Annotated in this window: 2 protein-coding genes; both read right to left on the reverse strand. The window is 68.9% G+C overall.

Annotation, left to right across the window (positions count from 1 at the left end; genetic code table 11):
* Positions 1–734: sulfate adenylyltransferase subunit CysD (cysD, locus tag LUZ64_RS36715; RefSeq protein WP_232399076.1), on the reverse strand; the 734-nt coding region annotated here is incomplete at its 3' end.
* Positions 731–921, reverse strand: a 191-nt coding sequence (locus tag LUZ64_RS36720) for an adenylyl-sulfate kinase (RefSeq protein ID WP_232399078.1), incomplete at its 5' end; no start/stop codon positions are given. The genes LUZ64_RS36720 and cysD, both read right to left, overlap by 4 nt.

Consider the following 921-nt stretch of genomic DNA (forward strand, 5'->3'; position numbering starts at 1 on the left):
GTGCGGTAGCGCACCAGCCGTCTCTCCACCCGCTCGCCCTCCTTGGGGCCGCCCCACTGGCCGGGGGCCAGCCACATGCCCGACCGGGCGAACACCTCGCGTTCGTGCGCGTAATAGATGGAGGGGAGCTCGATCTTCTCCCGGGCGATGTACTGCCATACATCCAGCTCGGTGAAATTCGACAGGGGGAAGACGCGGACGTGTTCGCCGGGGGCGTGGCGGCCGTTGTAGAGCTGCCAGAGTTCCGGGCGCTGACGGCGCGGGTCCCAGCCGCCGAATTCGTCCCGCAGCGAGAAGACCCGCTCCTTCGCCCGCGCCTTCTCCTCGTCCCGCCTGCCGCCGCCGAACACCGCGTCGAAACGGTGCCGCTCGATGGCGTCGAGAAGGGGCAGGGTCTGCAACGGGTTGCGGGTGCCGTCCGGGCGTTCCCGCAGCCTTCCGTCGTCGATGAATTGCTGTACCGAGGCGACTTCGAGGCGCAGCCCGTGTTCGGCGGCCACCCGGTCGCGGTAGGCGATCACCTCGGGGAAGTTGTGCCCGGTGTCCACGTGCAGCAAGGAGAACGGCACCGGCGCCGGAGCGAACGCCTTCAGCGCCAGGTGCAGCATCACGATCGAGTCTTTGCCGCCGGAGAAGAGGATCACCGGCCGCTCGAACTCCCCCGCCACCTCACGGAAGATGTGCACCGCCTCCGACTCCAGGGCGTCCAGATGCGACAACGCGTACGGGCTCACAGCAACCCCCTCCCCGCCAGCGCCTCGTACACCACGGCCGCTGACTCCTCCACGCTCGTCTCATGTGCCGCGATCCGCACTTCGGGGTCCGCCGGCTCCTCGTAGGGGTCGTCGACCCCGGTGAGCCCGGAGATCTCGCCCGCCGCCTGCTTCGCGTACAGGCCCTTCACGTCCCGTACCGAACAGA

The sequence above is a fragment of the Streptomyces albireticuli genome (assembly GCF_021228125.1).
Taxonomy (GTDB): Bacteria; Actinomycetota; Actinomycetes; order Streptomycetales; family Streptomycetaceae; genus Streptomyces; species Streptomyces albireticuli.